The organism is Streptomyces sp. NPDC021093, from assembly GCF_044333135.1.
Lineage (GTDB): Bacteria > Actinomycetota > Actinomycetes > Streptomycetales > Streptomycetaceae > Streptomyces.
The window spans coordinates 111,361-132,005 of sequence record NZ_JBIRQJ010000001.1; the positions used below are offsets into that span (position 1 = coordinate 111,361).

Annotated in this window: 18 protein-coding genes and 1 pseudogene; 12 read left to right on the forward strand and 7 right to left on the reverse strand. The window is 71.2% G+C overall.

Features of this window, described 5'->3' with window-relative positions; translation table 11 throughout:
- Positions 1-32 precede the first annotated feature (32 nt).
- The gene (locus tag ACH4SP_RS00455; RefSeq protein ID WP_398407953.1) at positions 33-1,460 is read right to left on the reverse strand and encodes an APC family permease; all 1,428 of its coding nucleotides are present in this window, start codon (positions 1,458-1,460) and stop codon (positions 33-35) included.
- 333 nt (positions 1,461-1,793) lie between these two features.
- On the opposite strand from ACH4SP_RS00455, the gene ACH4SP_RS00460 reads away from it, so the two are divergent.
- Both ACH4SP_RS00460 and ACH4SP_RS00465 read left to right on the forward strand, forming a co-directional pair.
- A complete protein-coding gene (locus tag ACH4SP_RS00460) occupies positions 1,794-2,390 on the forward strand; it encodes a TetR/AcrR family transcriptional regulator (RefSeq protein ID WP_398407954.1) in 597 nt (198 codons plus the stop codon).
- A gap of 1 nt (position 2,391) precedes the next feature.
- Positions 2,392-3,291 carry an aminoglycoside phosphotransferase family protein gene (locus ACH4SP_RS00465; protein WP_398407955.1) on the forward strand — a complete coding sequence of 300 codons (900 nt, stop codon included), beginning with the start codon at positions 2,392-2,394 and terminating at the stop codon, positions 3,289-3,291.
- A gap of 67 nt (positions 3,292-3,358) precedes the next feature.
- Here the strand turns inward: ACH4SP_RS00465 and ACH4SP_RS00470 are convergent, their stop codons facing one another.
- Positions 3,359-4,150 carry an HAD family hydrolase gene (locus tag ACH4SP_RS00470; protein ID WP_398407956.1) on the reverse strand — a complete coding sequence of 264 codons (792 nt, stop codon included), beginning with the start codon at positions 4,148-4,150 and terminating at the stop codon, positions 3,359-3,361.
- A gap of 109 nt (positions 4,151-4,259) precedes the next feature.
- On the opposite strand from ACH4SP_RS00470, the gene ACH4SP_RS00475 reads away from it, so the two are divergent.
- From ACH4SP_RS00475 to ACH4SP_RS00485, 3 genes are all read left to right on the forward strand, one after another.
- Positions 4,260-4,721, forward strand: coding sequence for a hypothetical protein (locus ACH4SP_RS00475; RefSeq protein WP_398407957.1), 462 nt, complete (start codon positions 4,260-4,262; stop codon positions 4,719-4,721).
- 157 nt (positions 4,722-4,878) lie between these two features.
- Positions 4,879-6,147, forward strand: coding sequence for an MFS transporter (locus ACH4SP_RS00480; RefSeq protein WP_398407958.1), 1,269 nt, complete (start codon positions 4,879-4,881; stop codon positions 6,145-6,147).
- Positions 6,144-7,112, forward strand: a complete 969-nt coding sequence (locus tag ACH4SP_RS00485; RefSeq protein WP_398407959.1) for an SDR family oxidoreductase — start codon at positions 6,144-6,146, stop codon at positions 7,110-7,112. The genes ACH4SP_RS00480 and ACH4SP_RS00485 overlap by 4 nt, the downstream gene beginning before the upstream one ends.
- Before the next feature lie 25 nt (positions 7,113-7,137).
- On the opposite strand, the gene ACH4SP_RS00490 is transcribed toward ACH4SP_RS00485, so the two are convergent.
- Both ACH4SP_RS00490 and ACH4SP_RS00495 read right to left on the reverse strand, forming a co-directional pair.
- Entirely contained in the window at positions 7,138-8,163 is a 1,026-nt protein-coding gene (locus tag ACH4SP_RS00490; protein WP_398407960.1) for a D-alanyl-D-alanine carboxypeptidase family protein, read from the reverse strand.
- Between the two features lie 82 nt (positions 8,164-8,245).
- Positions 8,246-9,136, reverse strand: a complete 891-nt coding sequence (locus tag ACH4SP_RS00495; RefSeq protein ID WP_398407961.1) for a class I SAM-dependent methyltransferase — start codon at positions 9,134-9,136, stop codon at positions 8,246-8,248.
- A gap of 73 nt (positions 9,137-9,209) precedes the next feature.
- On the opposite strand from ACH4SP_RS00495, the gene ACH4SP_RS00500 reads away from it, so the two are divergent.
- Positions 9,210-9,821, forward strand: coding sequence for a TetR/AcrR family transcriptional regulator (locus tag ACH4SP_RS00500; RefSeq protein ID WP_398407962.1), 612 nt, complete (start codon positions 9,210-9,212; stop codon positions 9,819-9,821).
- Between the two features lie 84 nt (positions 9,822-9,905).
- The gene (locus ACH4SP_RS00505; RefSeq protein ID WP_398407963.1) at positions 9,906-10,151 is read left to right on the forward strand and encodes a chaplin; all 246 of its coding nucleotides are present in this window, start codon (positions 9,906-9,908) and stop codon (positions 10,149-10,151) included.
- A gap of 91 nt (positions 10,152-10,242) precedes the next feature.
- Here ACH4SP_RS00505 and ACH4SP_RS00510 read toward each other — a convergent pair whose 3' ends face one another.
- Positions 10,243-10,614: a DUF427 domain-containing protein gene (locus ACH4SP_RS00510; protein ID WP_398407964.1), complete on the reverse strand. Its 372-nt coding sequence runs from the start codon at positions 10,612-10,614 to the stop codon at positions 10,243-10,245.
- Positions 10,615-10,621: 7 nt separating this feature from the next.
- Positions 10,622-11,860, reverse strand: a complete 1,239-nt coding sequence (locus ACH4SP_RS00515; protein WP_398407965.1) for an erythromycin esterase family protein — start codon at positions 11,858-11,860, stop codon at positions 10,622-10,624.
- 147 nt (positions 11,861-12,007) lie between these two features.
- On the opposite strand from ACH4SP_RS00515, the gene ACH4SP_RS00520 reads away from it, so the two are divergent.
- The gene (locus ACH4SP_RS00520) at positions 12,008-12,742 is read left to right on the forward strand and encodes a MerR family transcriptional regulator (RefSeq protein WP_398407966.1); all 735 of its coding nucleotides are present in this window, start codon (positions 12,008-12,010) and stop codon (positions 12,740-12,742) included.
- On the opposite strand, the gene ACH4SP_RS00525 is transcribed toward ACH4SP_RS00520, so the two are convergent.
- Complete coding sequence (locus tag ACH4SP_RS00525) at positions 12,727-13,245, reverse strand: RICIN domain-containing protein (protein WP_398407967.1); 519 nt, start codon at positions 13,243-13,245, stop codon at positions 12,727-12,729. The two genes, ACH4SP_RS00520 and ACH4SP_RS00525, sit on opposite strands and share 16 nt — an antisense overlap.
- Before the next feature lie 198 nt (positions 13,246-13,443).
- On the opposite strand from ACH4SP_RS00525, the pseudogene ACH4SP_RS00530 reads away from it, so the two are divergent.
- From ACH4SP_RS00530 to ACH4SP_RS00545, 4 genes and pseudogenes are all read left to right on the forward strand, one after another.
- A pseudogene (locus ACH4SP_RS00530) lies at positions 13,444-14,109 on the forward strand (BTAD domain-containing putative transcriptional regulator); the annotation flags it as partial.
- Positions 14,110-15,378: 1,269 nt separating this feature from the next.
- Complete coding sequence (locus ACH4SP_RS00535; RefSeq protein ID WP_398409448.1) at positions 15,379-17,925, forward strand: ATP-binding protein; 2,547 nt, start codon at positions 15,379-15,381, stop codon at positions 17,923-17,925.
- 67 nt (positions 17,926-17,992) lie between these two features.
- On the forward strand, positions 17,993-18,889 hold the full coding sequence (locus ACH4SP_RS00540) for a hypothetical protein (RefSeq protein WP_398407968.1): 897 nt from the start codon (positions 17,993-17,995) through the stop codon (positions 18,887-18,889).
- Positions 18,890-19,128: 239 nt separating this feature from the next.
- Positions 19,129-20,226, forward strand: coding sequence for a chitinase (locus ACH4SP_RS00545; RefSeq protein WP_398407969.1), 1,098 nt, complete (start codon positions 19,129-19,131; stop codon positions 20,224-20,226).
- Positions 20,227-20,645 lie beyond the last annotated feature (419 nt).

Here is a 20,645-nt window from a genome sequence, read left to right on the forward strand (position 1 = left end):
GTAGCGGTGGTTCAGTCGTCTGTGCTGGTGGCTCAGTCGTCCAGGGTGACGACGCGGTCCGTGACGCCGGTGCGGCCGTCGCGGAAGAAGCCGGGGAAGCGGGCCCGTACGGCGATCAGTGCGACTGCGCCGACCGCGATCGAGCCGATGCCGAGCAGAAACACACCGCCGACGCCGCCGACCGAGGTGGAGCCGTACTCCGGGTCGAGCATGTCGTACGCGCTGCGGCCGAAGGCGGCGACCATCATCAGCGAGCCGAGCAGCGGAAGGACGCCCTTCAGCATCAAGTCCCGTACGGAGTTACGGAGTTGACGACGGAAGTACCAGACGCACGCGAGACCGGTGATGCCGTAGTAGAAGGCGATGAGCAGGCCGACGGAGAGGACGATGTCACCGAGGAAGCCGGTGGAGACGACGGTGAGGAGGGTGAGGGTGGCCGCTGCGGCGATACCGAAGAAGACGGTGCCGAAGCCGGGGGTTCCGTAACGCGGGTGGATACGCCCGAAGCGCTTGGGCAACGCGCCGTGCACGGACATGGAGAGGGTGGCACGGGAGGTACCGACGAGGCAGGTGAGGAGCGCCGAGACGGCGGAGACGCAGACCGCGAGCTGGACGACCTTCGCGAAGGCGTCGCCGACGACGGGCGGGGCGAGGGTGGCGAGCACGTCGGCGGCGCTCGAAGGGCTGCCGAGTCCGATGCCGTCCGTGCCCGTACCCGCGAAGGAGATCGCGGCGAACGCGGTGAAGAGATAGGTGCCGAGCAGCACCAGTGTGGAGATGACGGCCGCCTTGCCGGGGGTGCGGCCGCTGTCGGTGGTCTCCTCGTTGGCGGTGAGCAGGGCGTCCCAGCCCCAGTAGATGAACAGGCACAGCAGTACGGCCTGGGCGAAGGAGTCCACGCCGTCGAAGCCGAAGGGGTTGAGCCAGGCGAGCGAAGGGGCCTCGGCGGCGTCCGAGGCGAAGGCGGCGGCACCGAAGGCGAGGAGGGCGAGGAGCTGGAGGCCGAGGAGTACATACTGCACGGAGGCGGCGAAGTGGATGCCTCGGTACGCGACCGCCGTCGCGGCGGCGAGGAGGGCGACGGCGACCCCGGTGACGGCGAGGCCGTTGCGCGACAGGGACTCCAGACCGAGCAGGTCCAGCAAGTACCCGGAGCCGACGCGGGCCAGCGCGGTCATCCCTATGACGGTGGCGCACTGCACCACCCACCCGCCGGACAGCCACCCCAGGTACGGGCCGAACGCGCGCGTCGACCACACGAAGGTGGTGCCGCAGTCCGGCATCTCCCGGTTCAGCTCGCGGAACGCGAAGGCGGTCAGCAGGATCGGCACGAAGCCGAGGAGCAGGGCGGCGGGTGCGAAGTGGCCCGCGACGAGCGTCACGAAGCCGAGGGTGACGGCGATGCTGTACGCCGGCGCGACGGAGGAAAGCCCGAGCACGACGGCAGCGAGGAGCCCCACGGAACCGCCGCGGAGGCCTTTGCCGGTGGACTCAGGGGCGAGGCTTCCCGGGGCCGGTGGGGGTGGGAGAGGTGGGGGCTCTGAAGCGGATTCGGCGGTCAAGGCTGCTCCTTGCGTATCCCTTGCGTACGACCCGGATTCTTTGATGGCTCATTTAAGGAATAGCTCAGGCCCCCGTCAAGACCCGGGGGTAAGGTGACTTCGACCGTTCAACGAATCGAACACCGGCTCGGCATTTCGACAGCTCGACAACTCGTCGACTCGGCAGCTCGACGACTCGACGACTCGACGACTCGACGACTCGACGACTCGACAAGGAAAGGGGGCGGCACCGTGGCCCGCCGCAAGGACCAGGAAGCCCGCAGGGCCCAGCTGGGCTCGGCCGCCCAGCGGGCCCTGCTCAACCGGGGCCTCGAAGGCCTGCGCCTGCGGGACGTCGCGGAGGAGGCCGGCATGACCCCGGCCGCCGTCCTGTACTACTACGAGGACCTCGACGCCCTCATGTACGAGACGTTCCAGCAGGCGATCGAGCGCTTCTGCCACCAGCGCGAGGCGGCCGTCGAGCCCCTCACCGACGCGGCCGACCGGCTCCGCAGCTGCATCGAATCGGGCGTCGCGACGGGCCCGGACGACACGCTGCCGCGCCTGATGTTCGAGTACTGGCCGCGAAGCCTCCGCGACCCCAGGGCCGCATCCCTGGACAGCTCGCTGGCAGAACGTCAGATCACGGTCTACTACGCCACGTTGGTACTGGGCCAGGCACAGGGCCTGTTCACCCTGACCGACCCGCCCCGGATGCTGGCGACCAGTTTCGTGGCGCTGGAGGACGGCTACCAGATGGAGATCCTGGCGGGCCGCCGCACCCGCACGGAAGTGCTCGCCGCACTGCACTCTTTCGCAGCGGCGGTAACCGGCCACCGGCTGACCTGAGGTGGAATTGACGGAGAATCACCAGGCCCTGGTGGAAGGGCTGTTGCCCGGCGAGGACGCCGGAGGTCTTGCCGTGCATCAGGGGCAGTTCCATCAGGTGGTCGTCGGTGCGGACCGGGTGGTCTGTCTGGCCAGGACCGATGCGGCCGCGGCTCGGCTGCCCGCGCGTGCGGCCCTGCTGCGGGCGGTTGCCGGTATCGGGCTCGGGTTCCGTACACCCGTACCGCTGGCGGAGGCGTACGGGGCGGATGGCGTGGTGCCGCATCTGGTGCTCAGCCGGGTTCCCGGCGAGCCGCTGGAGGCCGCGGCACTCGGCGACCCCGGGGCGGCCGGGGCGGTGGCGGCTCAATGTGCCGCGCTGCTGGCCGAGTTGGCGGCGGCAGGCGCGGACGAGCGGGCACGGGCGGTGCTGCCGCGGTCGGCGGAGGATCGCTGGCGGCTGTTCGCTGCGGAGGTACGGGGGGAGTTGTACGCGCTCATGTCGCAGGACGGACGTCAGCGCGCCGCACGGGAGTTGGCGGCGCTCGACACCCTGCCGCACCTCACCGGGGCGGTGGTCCACGGCGACCTCGGCGGCGAGAACGTCCTGTGGGTGAGCGCGCCCGGGGAGCACTTCCTGAGCCGCCCGAGCGGCCCGATCACCCCACTGCCCCGGCTCAGCGGGGTGATCGACTGGGACGAGGTGACGCTCGGCGACCCCGCCGAGGATCTCGCCGCGATCGGGGCGAGCTACGGCCCGGCGTTTCTGGGGCGGGTGCTCGCGCGCTACGGGGCGGCCGACCGCACACTGCCCGCCCGTATCGCCGCGATCCAGGGCACGTTCGCCCTCCAACAGGCTCTCGCGGCACACCAGGACGGGGACGGAGAGGAACTGGCGGACGGACTGACCAACTACCGCTGAGGACTCAGCGGTCAGCGGTCAGAGGTCAGAGGTCAGCCGTCAGAGGTCAGCGGTCAGCCGTCGGCTCTCAGTGCTGGCCGGCAGCCCTCTGCAGACCGGAAGCCCCTCGCACGCCGGCCGCGTCCGACTGCCCCGGGATGTCCAACGCCCCCGGGACATCCGACAGGTCCTGGATGTCCAGCAGGCCCTGGAGGGCGCTCATGTCGTCGAACACGACCGCGCCCGCCTCCTCCAACCGGGCGGCGCGGCTGAGCCCTCCGCAGTAGCCGAGGACGCGCATTCCGGCCGCGCGGGCGGCCTGGACCCCGTACGGACTGTCCTCGACGACCACGCACCGCTCGGGCGCCACACCCAGCGAGCGGGCCGCGTGCAGGAAGAGGTCGGGGGCGGGTTTGCCCCGGGGGACGTCGGTGGCGCTGAAGATGCGGTCGTCCGTGAAGTGGCGCGCCAGGGAGGTGAGTCCGAAGCTGCGCCGGATGTCCTGGTGACGGCCGTTGGACGCGACGCAGAAGGGGGTGGCGGAGCGGGTGAGCCGGTCGAGGATCTCGCCGATGCCGTCGACCGCGGTCAGTTCCGCTGCGAACGCCTCCTCATAGAGGTGCTCGTACGGCAGCCGCCAGCCCTCCTCAAGGGTGCGACCGAGACGTTCTGCGACGGCGGCGGTGTAAACCTCGTCCGAGGAGCCGACGAACTTCTCGATGATCTCGGCCTCGGTGAACGCACAGCCCAGCTCGGCCGTGATCCTCGCGTCGACCTTCACACAGATGCGCTCGCTGTCGACCAGGACACCGTCACAATCGAAGATCACGAGCTCGATGGGGCTCTCGATGGGGCTTACGACACCGGCCGGAGCAGTCATGTCCGGAAGGGTAGACGGCGGCCTCGCCCGCCCCTTCGGCGGGGGCGGTCATGCGGTCGTACCCATGCGTCGAGTACCCGTAGAAACAAGCAAGTTGAGAGGCGCTCAAATGGATCAGCCGGTCATCGCGTCCACCCAGTACGTCGCTGCCTGCCCGGGCTGTGGTGCCGGGGCCGAGTGGCACGGCGTCCAGGTCCTGCTGGCCGGGGCCGGTTCCCTCCGCTGGGACACCGAATGTGCCTGCCCGGCCTGCGGATCCAGCGCGGCCGTCTGCGACGACGAACTGCCGGACGGCTTGCGCGAGCAGCTGCTCGCCGAGCACGGCCGAGCCACGCTGCAGGTGAGCCCGTCCGCCAGGAGTGCCCCGGTCATGCAGGTGCTGCGGGCCTCGCTCGGCCTCGACCTGACAGCCGCCAAGGCCGCACTGCACCGGATCCGTCTCGGGGAGTACACCGGCACCCTCCCCGAGACAGAACTCCTGGCCCGGCGGCTGCGGGCTTCGGGTGTGGACGCCGTCGCCCGCTCGCCTGCTCGCGCGCATGAGGCATGGGGCATGGGGCATGGGGCATGAGGCACGGCTGACGGCTCGTGGCTCACGGCCGGGACAGCGGAGACAACAGCCGGTTGTGCGTGCCGGACGATCGGTTGTTTGACCCGTCGCCGTGCTTCTCGGTTTGATCCCGCTGGTCGATGCGGGGTGCGAGGGCAAGGGACAAGGGGCGGTGAGCATGGTGGCCGTACGGTCGTTGGGGCGGCAGTTCGGGTGGCTCTGGACGGCGTACGCGCTCAGCACGCTCGGTACGTGGCTCGCCTTCGACTCCTTCTCCCTGATCGCGATCTTCGTACTGCACGCCGGTGCGACCGAGGTGTCGCTGCTGGCCGCCGCCGGTCTTGCGGTCGGCGCGGTGGTCGCCGTGCCGCTGGGGCCGTGGGTGGAGTTCCGGCGCAAGCGGCCGGTGATGATCACGATGGACCTGGTCCGGTTCGCGGCCCTGCTGAGTGTCCCCGCGGCGTTCGCGCTCGGTGCGCTCAGCTTCGTCCAGCTCCTCCTCGTGTCGGTCGTGGTCGGTGCGTCCGACATCGCGTTCACCGCGGCCGGCGGCGCATGTCTGAAGGCGCTCGTACGGCCGGACGACCTGGTCGTCGCGAACGGGCGGTTCGAGTCGACGGCCTGGACCGCCTCCGTGCTCGGACCGCCGCTGGGCGGGGCCGCGCTGGGACTGTTCGGCCCAGTGCTGACCGTGCTGGCCAATGCCGTGAGCCATCTGCTGTCCGCGTTCGCCATCCTCGCGATCGGCGGTCGGGGCAGGCGCAGCGAGCAGGGTGAGCGAGAACCACACCCCGTGCCCGCCCCCGCACCGCGCCGACTGCGGGCCGGCGATCTGCTCGCAGGGTGGCGGCACATCCTGACCGACCCGGTGCTGCGTCTGATGTTCGGCAACACTGTCCTGGTCAGCGGCCTGATCATGGCGATCCAGCCACTTCTCGCCGTCCTCATGCTCGGCCACCTCGGGTTCGCACCCTGGCAGTACGGTCTTGCCTTCGCGGTGCCCTGCCTCGGTGGCCTGATCGGGTCGCGGCTGGCCGGCCGGCTCGTCGCCCGGTTCGGGCAGCACCGGGTCATGTTCACCGCCGGAACGCTGCGGGCGTGCTTGCTGCTCGGGCTGGTCCTCGTCGGTCCAGGCACCGCCGGTCTCGTCCTCGTCATGGCCGTCGAGCTCGGCCTGATCACCTGCATGGGCGTGTTCAACCCGGTGTTCGCCGCCTGCCGGCTCGACCGGACCCCCACGGAGCGCGTCGCCCGCACCCTGTCCGCCTGGTCGGTCACCAGCAAGACCACCGTCGCCGCGCTGACCGCTCTGTGGGGACTGCTGGCGGGCGTCACCGGCCCCCGCACCGCCATCGCGATCGCCGGTCTCCTCGCTCTGGCAACCCCGCTCCTGCTTCCGCGGCACGACTGGTCACGCGGTGACGCCACCCTGAAACTCGTCCCATGAGCCCTGCGCGCCCCTCGCCGGACCACACCCCCGGCCCCGCCGACTGGTCCCCCGATCCCCGCGCCCTCCACAACCGTGTCGCTCTCGTCGCCGGCGCCACCCGCGGAGCCGGGCGCGGCATCGCGGCCGCGCTCGGCGAGGCCGGTGCGACGGTCATCTGTACGGGGCGTACGAGCCGCTCCCCCGCCGCCGCGACCCGCTCGGACTACGACCGGCCGTCGGAGACGATCGAGGAGACCGCCGAGCTCGTGACCCGGCTCGGCGGCACCGGCGTCGCCGTTCCCGTCGACCACCTGGACAGCGGACAGGTGCGGGACCTCGCCGCGTACGTCCGTGCCGCGCACGGCCGGCTCGACGTGCTCGTCAACGACATCTGGGGCGGCGAAGTCCTCAAGGGCGGACCGGCCGACTGGAACACCCCGGTCTGGGAACACGACCTCGACGACGGGCTGCGGATCGTCCAACTCGCCGTGCACACCCACCTGATCACCTCGCACCACCTCCTGCCGCTGCTCGTCGCCGAACCCGGCGGGCTCCTCGTCGAGGTCACCGACGGCACCACCGAGTACAACGCCTCGCGCTACCGCATCTCCGTCTTCTACGACCTGGCCAAGACCGCGGTGAACCGGCTGGCCTTCTCCCAGGGCCACGAGCTCGCCCCGTACGGCGCGACTGCCGTCGCCGTCACGCCCGGGTGGCTGCGCTCGGAGATGATGCTCGGCAACTACGGTGTGACGGAGGACAATTGGCGCACCGCACTGGATCCGTCCCCCGACCGTCCCACCGCTCCGCCCGGGTTCGCCCACTCCGAATCGCCGCGCTACGTGGGCCGGGCCGTGGCCGCGCTGGCCGCCGACGCGACGCGCTCCCGCTGGAACCAGCGCTCCGTCACCGCCGCCGAGCTGGCCCGGGAGTACGGCTTCACCGACGTGGACGGCACCCGCCCCGACAGCTGGAGCGAGTGACCGCCACGCCGGGCCCCGGAATCCGTCAGCGCCCGGGCTGGTTGAGGGTGCCGAGCGACTTGACGTGGCCGACGGACTTGAAGCCCCAGTCGAGCAGGGCGCGGGCCTCGCGGTAGACGGTGAGGCCGTTGCCCTGCTGGGGGTTGAGGACGGTGACGATCAGGGTCCTGTTGCCCCGGCGGGCCGCGGCGATGAGGGTGTTGCCGGCCTTGCTGGTGTAGCCGTTCTTGATGCCGACCATGCCCCGGTAGCGGCCGATGCCGTTGGCTCCGGTGAGCAGCCGGTTGGTGTTCTGGATGGGGTACGAGGAGATGTGGCTGCCGTCCGCGCGGGTGCTGCTGGGGAAGCGGGAGTTCGCGGTGGCGGCGTACTGCGCGAACTGGGAGTTCTTCAGCCCGGCCCGACCGATGAGCGCCAGGTCGTAAGCGGTGGAGTACTGCCCGGGAGCGTCGTAGCCGTCCGCGGTGACGACCCGGGTGTTGCGGGCGCCGAGCGCACGGGCCTTGGCCTGCATCTGCGTGACGCTGGACTTCCAGCCGCCGTTCATGGCGGCCAGGACGTGCACGGCGTCGTTGCCCGAGCGCAGGAACGTGCCGCGCCACAGGTCGGCCGCCCGGTAGGTCCGGCCGGCCTTCACACCGACGACGCTACTGCCGCTGCCCACGCCCGCCAGGTCCTTCTTGCTGACCTTGCGGAGGGACTTGCCGGGAACGCGGGGCAGCGCGGTGAGCGCGAACAGCGCCTTGAGGGTGCTGGCAGGAGGCAGTTTCGCGTGCGGGTTGTGTGCGGCGATCACGGAGCCGGTCCTCGCGTCCGCGACGATCCAGGCGCGGGCGGACACCTTCCTGGTCAGGGCGGCCCGACCAGCGGCACCGGCCAGGGGTGCGGTCACCTCTGACGCGCCCTCTGACGCGCCCTCAGAAGTGGCGGAGGAAGAGGCGGCGGCGGGGGTGGCGAGTAACGCGGGGGACGCGGGCAGGAGGAGCAGTACGGCTACCGCTCCCGTGACGACTCGACAGGATGCTGCGGCGGAGGCAGATGTGACGGTCATTCAGTCACAGTAAGGAAGGGTTGTGGAGAGAACCGCCCTCAATTGAGCCAATTGGGTGGCCCGGGTCATCCGTCGCACACGGTCAGTCGGCCGCACGTGCGACATGGGCACGTGCGACATGGGCACGCACGACCCGGGCACGCACGGCGGTGACGGCGAGCGTGCAGTGCCGCATGGTGAAAGCGCCGCCCGCCTCGTCGACGGCTGCTCCGAGTCCCGACATGACCGCGGCCTGCAGGTCGGCCGGGAGCGTGGTGTGGACCCCCGTGGTGGACACCTGCTCCAGCCACTCGTCCCGGGCGTAGATCCGCTCCCAGTCGAAGCACCACCGCTGCGGCTCGTCGAACGCGCCCGTAGCGCGCATCGCGTCGGCCGCCCCCTCGCACATCGCCTCGTACGGCCCCACGGCCGACTTCTCCCACTGGAGGGCGGCCGGCGAGTCGGGCAGCACCCGGTGGTAGACGGCGACGAAGGCACGGGCCAGTTCGGCGTCGGGGGTGCCTCCGTTCCAGAAGAGGGAGAGCGGGCCGCCGGGGCGCAGCACCCGTGCCGCTTTCGCGGCACCGGCCACCGGGTCCACCCAGTGCCAGGCCTGCCCGGAGACGACCGCGTCGAACTCCCGGCCTGCCGGGTCCCAGGTCTCGAAGGTCGCCGCCTCGACGGCGAGTCCGCGGTGTCGCGCCAGCTCGGCCATCCGTGCGTCGGGGTCGACCCCCAGCACCCGGCACCCGGCCGCCTCGAACTGCCGGGCCGCAATCCCCGTACCGCAGCCGACGTCGAGCACGACGGGCACATCACGGCTGCCCTCCTCCGCCACCGACAGGCCCGCCACCCGGTCGACCAGGGCCTGGGGATAGCGGGGCCTGGACCGGTCGTAGCGGTCGGCGTCCGCACCGAACGACTCGGCCACATCGCGGAGTCGGTGAGGAGCGGGCTCGGGAGAGGGCGTACGCCCCGAAGGTAGAGTGGGCATGCGCCCACTATGAGTGGGCAGCTGCCCACTCGTCAATCGGCGGGTGCGGAAGGGAAGTTGGGGAGGCGTTGCGGTGCCCACAGGTGTGGCCATCCGGGATGTACGTGAGCAGCTCTTCGCGGCGGCGGAGCGCGTACTGCTCAGGGTCGGACCGAGCGCGCTGACCAGCCGCGCGGTCACCGACGAGGCGGGTTGCGCCAAGGGCGTCCTGCACCGGCACTTCGCCGACTTCGACGACTTCCTCGCCTCACTGGTGCGGGAGCACATCAGCCAACTCGACGCACACAGCGCCGAATTGGCCGATTCCGCCGGAAGCGGGACGGTCGCCGACAACCTCACCCGCACCCTGAAGGACCTGTTCGGACCGGTCGCCGTGGCGGTCGTCGGCCTCGTGGCCTCCCGGGACGGCCTGCGCGCCCGGCTCCGCGAAACCACCCCGGCAGGCCTCCCGCTGCTGACCGAGGCCACGGCGGTACTCGCCGCCTACCTGACCGCCGAGCAGGCCCGCGGCCGCATCGCGGCAGAAGCGGACCCCGACACCCTCGCCCCCACCCTCATCGGCACCGGCCACCTGCTCTTCGCCGACCGGACCGGCACCGCACCAGGAACGGAAACCGTGCGGCGGGCCGTGATCGGGGTGCTGGGAGAGGCCGTCAACAATCCAACCGATCAACAGACTTCATGATTCGCGTGTCCTCCGGGGCCCTCCGCGCGTTCTTCCCTGTGTGCTGCGACTGGCTGGTCGCAGGAATAACCAGGAGGACCCCCAATGAACAAGCTCAACAAGGCCGTTGCCGTCGCCATGGTCGCCGGTGGACTGCTCGCTGCCGGTGCGGGCGCCGCCTCGGCCACCAGCGGCGCCGACGCCAACGGCAAGGCCACCAACTCCCCCGGCGTCGGCTCCGGCAACCTGGTCCAGGCCCCGGTCCACGTGCCCGTGAACGCCACCGGCAACTCGGCCAACGTGATCGGCGTCCTGAACCCGGCCTTCGGCAACGAGTCGTCGAACGTCTGACTTGTCCGGCATAGCCGATACCTCAGTCATAGCTGACGCCAGCGGGCCTCCCGGAATCCACCCGGGAGGCCCTCTGCGCGCGCCCGCCGCCTCACTCGTCCTCGACGACCTCGGTCTCGTGGAAGCAGAAGTGTCCCTTGATCGCGGCGACTTCGGCCTTCGGGTCCGGGTACGCCCACACCAGATCGGCTCCGCCGGGCACCGACCAGTACGAGGCGTCGCCCTTGAAGGGGCAGTGGGTGGAGGTGTCCGACGCGGTCAGGTGCTCGGTACGGACGTCCTCGGGCGGCAGGTAGTAGCGGACCGGCAGCCCGGTCTCGCGCAGCAGGAGCGGCCGACGGCTCTCGGCGAGCAGCTGCCCGTCCCGTACGACGCGTACGTGCGTCGTACTCGGCTCGACGGTGATGCGGTGGCCCTTGCTTGCATGGCCTGTGCTTGCGTGGCCCGTGCTGTGAGAAGTCATATCGGATTCAGCGACGAATCCTCCCATTTTCTTCCCCTCCCCGGCCTTGAGTTTCCTTCCCGAGGAAGGCGATGGCGTCCATCCCGTCCCAGTCGGCCTCGTTCATCGTGAGGTGGGACATGGGTACGGGGTCAGGCAGGGCGCTCGGCTCCAGGTGGGCCGCGACGAAGGCGTAGCGGTCCCCGACGGCGGACGCCGAGACGAGGGCGCCGGCACTCCACCAGCGCAGTTCCGTACCCGCGAAGCCCATGACGGACCGGTTGCGCTGGAGGTGGATGTTGTGGGCGAAGACCAGGCACGGGCCGCGCCTGGCATCGGCCGCCGCCAGGGCCAGGAGGTTCTCGGCCATCATGGCGCCCCTGACCCCGATGACGACCGACATGCGGTCCGGCCCGGTGGAGGCCAGCGCCGCGTGATAGCGCAGGAGCCCCCTGGCGGTACGTGCGTGGGCGTGCGCGCGGTCGAAGGCGGTGTCGAAGGCCTGGCCGAAGGCGGGGTCGCGCTGCCGCAGCCCCGGCAGCTCGGACTCGTACACCGCCAGGACGTCGTCGGCGGCGAGCCGCAGCGTGCGCGCCTGCTCCGAGTCTCCGACGGAGCGGGCGGGATCCATGAAGGCGGCCGGGTCGGTCCAGGGCTCGTCGTCGCCGAGGAGCGCGCGAAGGGTTTCCGCTTCGTACGGGACGCGGTGCGCGGGCAGGTGCTCGGTCAGGTACGCGTGGGCCGCCAGCAGTGCGGTGCGGGGGCTCGGGGTGTCGCCCTGTTCGATCGGGGCGTCGAACCCGTGGAACCGGACCTGGTCGGCGGGGTCGAGTCCGGCATTGTGCGCGCGGAGGCGGACGACGAGGTCGCGGTTGGCGGGCGAGGTGCCCCAGCCGTGGCTGAACCCGGTGGTCAGGGCGTGGTCGAAGTCCCCGGTGCCGGCCGTGATGTGGTCGTCGATGGCCGTCGCCGCCAGCCAGTCGCTCTCGACGGCGAGGGAGCGGTAGCCGTGGTGGTGCACCAGGTGCATCAGCATGTCGTTGCGCAGCCGCGGGAACTCCTCCACGCCGTGGGTCGGTTCGCCGAGCCCGAGGAGGAGGGGCGGCTGCGGGAAGGTGTCCAGCAACTGGTCGACGGCGGAGGCGAGTTCGCCGGGTCCGTCGCCGGGCCGAAGGCCGAGGTCGTGAACGGAGGGAGGAACAGGGACAGGAGCGGAGGCAGGAACGGTGGCAGGAACGGAGCCAGGAACGGAGCCAGGGCCGGACATGGGAAACCCCTTCGGGAAGGACGCTGGAGAGGGCTACAGGCAGGAGGGCGCGCTCCCCCTTCCCTTCAACCGTATCCTTGAACAATCCATGGAGACTTTTGACGGAAATCCCGCTGTTCCCTGCGACTCAACCCTCAAAGGAGGCATGTGACCCCCCGGTCCCTTCGCCCCGTCGACCTGGCCCGTGAGCACGGCCTCTCCACCCAGGCCGTACGCAACTACGAGGACGAGGGCATCCTGCCGCCGGCCGGACGCAGCCCCTCCGGCTACCGGCGCTACACCGTGGCGCACGCGCAGGCCCTGCGCGCGTTCCTCGCCCTGCGCCCCGGTTTCGGGCACCGTACGGCCGCGGACATCCTGCGGGCCGCCCACCGGGGCGACACCGGAACGCTCTTCCGCCTCGTCGACCTCGCCCACGCCGACCTGCTGCGCGAGCGCGACACCCTCGACGAGGTCACCGCCGCGCTCGGCACGCTGACCGCCGCACCCGTTCCGTACGACGAGGGCCCCGGCGCGCAACCCACCGTCGGCACCCTCGCCCACCAGCTCGGCCTGCACCCCGCCTCACTGCGCAAGTGGGAGGCCGCCGGCATCCTGCACCCCCGCCGCGACCCCGCCACCGGCCACCGCCGCTACCCGCCCGAAGCGGTGCGCGAGGCGTATGTGGCACGCCAACTCCGGCGCGGCGGCTACCCGTTGGCCCGGATCAAGGACTTCACCGACCGGCTGCACGACGCGGGCACCACCACCGCGCTGGCCGACGTACTGGCCGAATGGCAGAGCCGCCTCACCCGCCGGAGCAGAGCGATGCTCGCGGCGGGGAGGCATCTCCACGGCTATCTGGAACTCGTACCGCTCGATCCCGATCAGTACCAGAGCTGATAGGGCTGACCACCGTTGCAGTCGACGGTGCGCAGTCCTTCGTGACTGTCGTCCAGGCACCTGCCGGTCGCCTGGTTCAGGAGCTCGATGCCGCCCGGCCAGGCCCTGCGCTGCCAACGCTGGTACTTCTCCGTGCCGTTGCCGCACGCGAAGGCGCGCAGCCCCTGCTCGTTGCTGTCGTCCAGGCAGGCGCCCGTGGCGACGTTCTTGAGGACGCGGACGTTGCCGCCCTTGTCGTAGACGGTCCACCGCTGGTGGGGGTTGTCCGGCGGACCGCACGGCATGGGCCGCAGGCCGTGCTGCGAGTCGTCCAGACAGGCCCCGGTGGCACGGTTCTTGAACGTCTGCACGCTGGCCTGAATCTTCAACCGTTCGCCCTGCCCGCCCTGTTCACCGGCTGCCGACGCCGTGCCGGCGGGGAGGGCGGCGAGCGTGAGGGCCGTCACCGCGCACATCCCGGTGGCGAGCCTGACGAACCGGGAGGTCTTCTGACGCTGATTCACTGTGCTTCCTTACGGGTGATTCGTTCACGAGGTGGTTCGGTGTCTTCGTACGCCTCCACCGTCGCGGCATCCACTCTCTCCCCGCTCTCTCCCCGCTCTCCCCCCGCTCTCGCGGCGGTCACTCTCCGGTCACCCGTCCGGCCTCCCCCTCTCGCATTCCGTACCCAAGTCGTCACTCTCCGTCGTACGATCGCCTCGATGCGTGCACGGTACGAATTCAAGCTGTTGGGACCGCTGGAAGTGCGCCGGGACGGGCTTCCGGTGCCGCTCGGGGCCACCAAACTCCGGGTGTTGCTCGCCACCCTGCTCCTGGAAGCGGGGCGGGTGGTCCCCGTCGACACCCTGACGGAACGACTGTGGGGTGAGGAACCTCCCGGGCGGGCCCGCAACACCTTGCAGAACTACGTCCTGCGACTGCGCCGTGCGCTGGGGCCCGGCGTCGTACTCACCCATCCCCAGGGGTACTTGATCGAGGCCGGGCCCGACTGCCTGGACCTCCTCCGGTTCAACGCCCTGGTGCGGGAGGGGCGTACGGCGCTGTCGTCAGGCTCCGTGGAACACGCGGCGGCGCTACTGGGCGAGGCGCGGGGGCTGTGGCGCGGCGAACCACTGTCCGACCTGCCGGCCGAGCTGGTACGGAACATCGCCCCCGCCCTGGCCGAACAGCGCCTGGACGGCGAGGAGTTGTGGATCGAGGCGGAGCTCGCGCTGGGCCGTTCCGCCGCCGTACTGCCGGAACTGCGGACACTCGTCTGCGTCCACCCGCTGCGCGAACGCTTCTGGGCACAGCGGATGCTCGCGCTCTACCGGTGCGGACGGCAGGGCGAGGCCCTGGAGTGCTACCGGGAAGTGACCGCACTCCTCGCGGAGGAACTGGGCATCGACCCATGCCCCGAACTCCGCACCCTGCACGGAAAACTACTGGCCGCGGCACCGGAGCTGGGGGTGCCGGGGGGTGGGGTTGGGGCTGGGGTTGGGCTTGGGGTCGGGGTCGGGGCCGGGGCCGGGGCGGAAGCCGGGGGCGGGGCGAAAGCCGGGGGCGGAGCTGGGGTCGGGACCGGAGCTGGGGTTGGGGTCGGGGCCGAAGCTGAGGCCGGAGCCGGAGCTGGGGTTGGTGCTGCGGCCCGTTCTGGGGCCGGGGACAGAGCCGGGGTTGGAGCCGAAGCTGAGGCTGGGGCCGGAGCTGGGGCTGGGGCCGAAGCTGGAGCCGGAACTGGGGCTGGGGCCGGAGCTGGAGCCGGAACTGAGGCCGGGGCCGGAGCTGGAGCCGGAACTGAGGCCGGGGCCGGAGCTGGAGCCGGAACTGAGGCCGGGGCCGGAGCTGGGGTTGGGGTTGGGGCTGCGGCCCGTTCTGGAGCCGGGGACAGAGCTGGAGCCTGGGTCGGAGCTGGTGCTGGGGCTGGAGCCGAAGTCGGAGCTGGAGCCGGTTCTGGGGCCGAGACCAGTTCTGGGGCCGGGCTCAGCCCCGGGCTCAGGGCGAAAGCAGGGGCCGGGGCGGAAGGCGCGACAGGCCTGGCAGGGACCTCCGGGACACCGGGCCCGCCAGAGGATCCCGAGGCGGCAGGGACAGCAGCGGCCACCGGGACACCGAGCCCGTCGGAGGAAGCTCCGGGACCGCCCGGGGCCACCGAGCCGCCGGATCCGCACAGGTCCACCAAGCCACAGAACCCACCCAGCACCACCGAACCGCCGGGACCGCACAGGTCCACCAAGCCACAGAACCCACCCAGCACCACCGAGCCGCCGGGACCGCACAGGTCCACCAAGCCACAGAACCCACCCGGCACCACCGAACTGCCGCGACCGCACGGGTCCACCGAGCCACAGGACCCGCCCGAGACGTCGAAGCCCGCGGAAGCGGCAGCAGACGCGGGCCCCGCAGCCCCGGGCGCGACCGCCGCCCACCCCGCAGGACCCTCCGCCTCCACGATCCGTACCAGTACCGCCGCCCGACGCTCGGGCACGACCGCCGCCCACTCGACAGGGCCCTCCACCTCTCCGCACGCCGCAGATCCGCCCGCTCCGTACACCGGCAACATGCCCGCTCCACGCGTCGAAACCCGACCCGCTCCACACTCCGAAACCCGGCCGGCCCCGCACACCGAAACCCCGCCCGCCCCGCACACCGAGAGCTTGCCCGCCCCGCACACCGGCCTCCCGCACACCTCACACACCGGGAACCCGCCCGCCTCGCAAAGCGGCCTCCCGCCCGCCCCGTACACCAGCACCCCACCCGTCCTGCCCGTCCCCCCTACCCCACCCATCCCGTGCACCCCGTGCAACCTGCCTGCCGAGACGACCACCTTCGTCGGCCGTGAGCCCCAACTCGCCCATGCCCGCGCCCTCCTGGCGACCTCGCGCCTGGTTTCCCTCACCGGCGTCGGCGGTGTCGGCAAGACCCGGCTTGCCCTGCGGGTCGCCGCGGAGGCGGCCGGCGGGGCGGCAGGCAGCCGGTCCGCCCGCCCCTCCGACCTCTTCCCCGACGGCGTCTGGCTGGCCGACCTCGCGCCCCTCGCCGAACCGGCCCTGCTCGACCGGGCCGTGGCCGCCTCCCTCGACCTGCGGGACCAGTCCGCCAGGCCCGCCGCCGACGCGGTGGCCGACCATCTGCGCGACCGGCGGCTCCTCCTCGTACTGGACAACTGCGAGCACCTCGTCGAAGCAGTCGCCACGCTCGTGCTGCGCCTGCTGCGGGCGGCGCCCGGACTGCGGGTTCTGGCCACCAGCAGGGAGCGGCTCGGCGTGCCGGGCGAGCACGTCCTGCTCGTACCGTCGCTGACGCTGCCCCACCCTCAGGGGCTCCACAGGCTCCACGGACCCTACGCATCCCACAAGCCCCACGGGTCACACGGACCGTACGGGCCACACGGATCATGCGGTTCCGGCCGGAACGCCTGCGCCGACTCATCGGAGGCCTTCCGGCTGCTGGTCGAGCGGGCTCGGGCCGCCGCGCCCGCCTTCCGCGTCACCGACCGCAACAGCGGCGCTCTCGCCCAGCTCTGCCACCGACTGGACGGCATTCCGCTGGCCGTCGAACTCGCCGCAGTACGCCTGGGCACCATGGCTCCCGAGGAGATTCTGGACCGGCTCGACGACCGTTTCCGGCTGCTGTCCGTTCCACACACCCGCACCGCGCCCACCCGCTACCAGCAGACCCTGCGCGGGGTCGTCGACTGGAGCCACGACCTGTGCACGGAGGACGAACGGCTGCTGTGGGCAAGGCTGTCGATCTTCTCGGGCAGCTTCGACCTGGAGGCCGTCGAGGCGGTCTGCACGGGCGGAGAAGGGGACGCGGAGGGGGACGAGTACCAGGACGGCAACATCGGCACGCACGGCACGCACGGCACGCACAGCACGCACGACAAGCACGGCATCGCCCACGAGAGCGTGCTCGACCTGCTGACCGGGCTGGTCGACAAGTCGATCGTGATGGTCGAGACCGATGCGGACGGAAGGTCACCCAGGGCCAGGTACCGGCTCCTGGAGACCATCCGCCAGTACGGCCGGCACCGGCTGCGCTCCACCGAGCAGCAGGGCCCGAGCCAGGACGCCACGACCGCCCTCCGCCTCCGGCACTGCGCGCACTACCGTTCCCTGACCGCCCGCGCCGCCGCCGAGTGGTGCGGCCCCGACGAGGCGGACTGGCTGTCCCGGCTCGACCACGACCTGCCCAACCTCCGCGCCGCCCTGGACTTCTGCGGTACGCAGCCGGGACGGGCCGTCGTCGGCCTTGAGATCGCCGTGAACCTCACGCGGACCCGCTCCTGGTTCTTCAGCAGCACCTTGGGCGAGGGGCGCCACTGGCTGGAACGGCTGCGCGGTCAAGTCGACGACGTACCACAGGAGTTGGAGCTGGCGGTGGCCGCCATGCAGGCCTGGATCGCGCTCTGCCAGGGGGACGACGGAGCTCCCCGCACGCTGACCGGCGAGCAGTCCGGCCCGCCCGAGCTCCTCGGCCCACCCAGGCCCACCGCTCCCACCGGGCCTGCCAGTCTCCCCGATCACACCGGTCCCGCCGCTCCCGCCGCCCCAGCGCTCTTCATCGAGGGGGCGCACTCGATGCTCGTACGCGCCGAACCCGCCTCGATCGACATCCTCGTGCGCGCCCGCGCCGGGTTCCTGGCGGCGGGCCAGACCGGCGACGCGCACATGTGCACGATGCTCTGGGCGATGGCCGCCGCCTTCCTCGGGGACCGGGAGACCGCCTTCCGGTCCCGTGAGGTGTACGTGGCGGAGGCGGAACGCTCCGGTGCCTACTGGGCGCAGACCTGGGCCCACTGGTCCGCGGGGGTGGCCGAACTCCGGCACGGTGACCCGGCCCGCGCGATCGCCCCGATGCGCGGGGCACTCGTCCGGCAGCACGGCCTCGGGGACCGGTGGGGTCCGGTGTGGAACGTGGAGTCCCTCGCCTGGGCGGTCGCGGCGACCGGGCACCATCACCACCGGGCGGCCCGCCTGCTGGGCGCGGCGCACCGGCTGCGGGAGATCACCGGGATCGCACTGATCGGGCTGCGCCCCCTCCACGACGTACACCTGGAAACGGTGGAACTGGTACGGACGGCACTCGGCCCGCAGGGGTACGAGGAGGCCTGGGAGCGGGGCACTGCGGCGGAGGACCTCGTGGCGCTGGCCCTCGAACTGACGGACGATGATGCCGCGCCCTGCTGCGATTGCGGGTGACCGGGGTGTGGCTGAGTGTGATCGGTGAGACAGCCATTCAGCCGCACCACCGGAAGGAACAAGCCCCATGGGCCACACCGCCGCCCTCTCCGCCTCCGTCACCGTCGCCCTCTGCGGCGTACTGACGCTGGGTCCCGCAGCAGTCGCGTCACCGGAGGCACGGACGGCACCGTCCGTATCGCTCCCCGCCACCGCTTCGCCCGTCGGGTCCGACAACGGGAGAATCGAGCCCGAACCCAAGGACAAGGGCCCCGAGAAACTCGCGACGTCCTTCCGCACCGTCAGCAAGTTCGGTGCGGCGTCGCAGAAGACGAGCGAGGTCGCCGGGCTCGCCCTCAACGGCGAGAAGGACAAGGAGAAGCTGGAGAAGACCCGCAAGGACTCCGACAAGCGGCTCGACAACCTGATGGCCATCATCCCGGGCGGCTCCCCCGCCGCCACGGACGGCCGCGCCGCCGCGCCCACCGCCGCGAGGGCCGACCTCAAGGGCTCGGTCGCACTGATCAAGGCCGACACGAAGGCGCTGGTGGATGCCGCGCTGAAGGCGGACCTCGGTGCGGTCATGACGTCCGCCGGGACGCTGATGCTCCACTTGGGTCAACTGGCCACGACCATCTTCATGGAGATCGGGGTCAGCTCGGTGAAGGACGTACTGCCGAAGCTGCCGGGCCTGGACCAGTTGCCGGCCCTCCCCGCCGCTCCTGCCGTACCCGCAGTACCCGCAGTACCCGCTGTGCCCGGCGTCCCCGCCGCACCTGCCGTACCTGCCGTACCTGCCGTACCCGCTGTACCCGGCGTCCCTGCTGCTCCTGCCGTACCCGCAGTACCCGGCGTCCCTGCCGTACCCGCTGTCCCCGCCGTACCGGGCGTCCCCGCCGCCCCTGCTGCCCCTGCTGCCCCTGCTGTTCCCGGCGTCCCCAGCATCCCCGGCCTGCCGGGTGCGGAGACGACCGTACGCCGCTGATCCACCGGGTGCAGGGGGTACGCGGGCTCCACCGGGGCCCCGCCCACCCCCTGCACAACCGGCCCGACAACCACCGCGCGACCAACGGCACGACAGGCCGCACGACCGGCCGCACAATCCCATGTACCAACCTGGTCCAGACCTCTTGACGATTGGTCTGGACCTACCTAGCGTGTGGGCGCATCTCACCTGCGTCGCACCCCTTGCGTCTCCCGGTTCCCCCACCCAGGAGGTCCAGCATGTCCCCACGCGCCCGCACCGCCACTCTCCCCACCGCTCTCCCCCGCCTGCTGACGGCCGCCCTGACCGCGGCCTGCCTCATCCCCCTCACGGCCGCGGCGACTTCCGCCTCCGCAGCCCCGGCCGCACCACCCGCAGCCGACACCTGTCCGGTGAAGTCCAAACCGACGGGAAAGGTCCTCCAGGGTTACTGGGAGAACTGGGACGGCGCCGCCAACGGCGTCCACCCGCCGTTCGGTTGGACACCGATCACCGATCCCCGCATACCCCAGCACGGCTACAACGTCATCAACGCCGCGTTCCCCGTGATCCTCAACGACGGCACCGCCCTCTGGGAGGACGGCATGGACGCGACCGTAAAGGTCGCCACACCTGCCGAGATGTGCCAGGCCAAGGCGAGCGGCCTCACCACCCTGATGTCGATCGGCGGCGCGGCGGCGGGCATCGACCTCAACTCCTCCGCGGTGGCGGACAAGTTCGTCGCGACGATCGTCCCGATCCTGAAGAAGTACAACTTCGACGGGATCGACATCGACATAGAGACCGGCCTGGTCGGCAGCGGCTCCATCACCACCCCCTCCGCCTCCCAGACCAACCTCATCCGCATCATCGACGGCGTCCTCGCCCAGATGCCCTCGAACTTCGGCCTCACCATGGCCCCCGAAACCGCCTACGTCACCGGCGGCAGCGTCACGTACGGCTCGATCTGGGGCGCGTACCTGCCCATCATCAAGAAGTACGCCGACAACGGCCGCCTCTGGTGGCTCAACATGCAGTACTACAACGGCAGCATGTACGGCTGCTCCGGCGACTCCTACTCCGCCGGCACCGTCCAGGGCTTCACCAAACAGACCGACTGCCTCAACAAGGGCCTCGTCATCCAGGGCACCACCATCAAGGTCCCCTACGACAAACAGGTCCCCGGCCTCCCCGCCCAACCCGGCGCCGGCGGCGGCTACATGAACCCCAGCCTCGTCTCCCAAGCCTGGAACACCTACAACAACCAGCTCAAAGGCCTCATGACCTGGTCCCTCAACTGGGACGGCTCCAAGAACTGGACCTTCGGCAACAACGTCAAGCAACTCCAAGGCCGCTGACCCACCAGAGGCCGCTGACCCACCGGACCCAGACCTCTTCCCCCGCGGAGTCGCACTGGCATGCACCCCGCACGTGGGCCGTTCCTGCCCCAACAGGAACGGCCCACGAACACGTTCAGGGAACGGACGGGCAACCACAGCTCTGTGCGCAGACCGCCAGTTCCCCGCCTCCCCGAGAGTCTCCGGCATGCCCGTTTTGGGTAGGCCTTCATGTCTCCGGGGGACAAGCGGGGGACAGCGCGTTACGCGACCTCAGCGTCTTGTCCTGGGGCAGCTTCCCGGGGGACGAGAGTGAGGCGTGCCCCCTCCTGCTGAACCTCCACGGTGGGCGTTTGTCGCGGAACAAGGGCGACGGGCGCATCCGCTTCGGCCTGGGCGAACTGAGGCATCAAGCCCAACCGGCTGCGGGAGCACTCCTC